At 62.7% G+C, this 316-nt stretch carries 1 protein-coding gene; it reads left to right on the top strand.

Annotated elements, in window-relative coordinates; all coding sequences use genetic code 11:
• On the top strand, positions 1 to 316 hold a 316-nt coding region (locus EN808_RS35650; protein ID WP_135918255.1), incomplete at both ends, for an ABC transporter permease subunit.

Below are 316 nucleotides of genomic sequence, written 5' to 3' on the forward strand. Positions count from 1 at the left end.
TCGCGGTTCAGCACCAGTGGTTCCCCGCCATCTCCACCGTCTATGAAGGAATGCCGCTCGGCGAGCGCATACAGGCGATCGCGCTGCCGGCCTCGGCGCTGACACTGGTGGTGCTTGCCCATATGATGCGCATGACGCGCGCGGCGATCCTCAATGTCATGCAGTCGGCCTATATCGAGACGGCCGAGCTCAAGGGTCTTTCCGCCTTTGCCGTCATCCGCAAGCACGCCTTCCCGAACGCCATCGCGCCGATCATCACCGTCGTCATGCTCAACCTTGCCTATCTCGTCGTCGGCGTCGTCGTGGTCGAGGTGAT

This window comes from Mesorhizobium sp. M8A.F.Ca.ET.165.01.1.1 (genome assembly GCF_004792065.1).
In the GTDB taxonomy this organism is placed as follows: Bacteria; Pseudomonadota; Alphaproteobacteria; order Rhizobiales; family Rhizobiaceae; genus Mesorhizobium.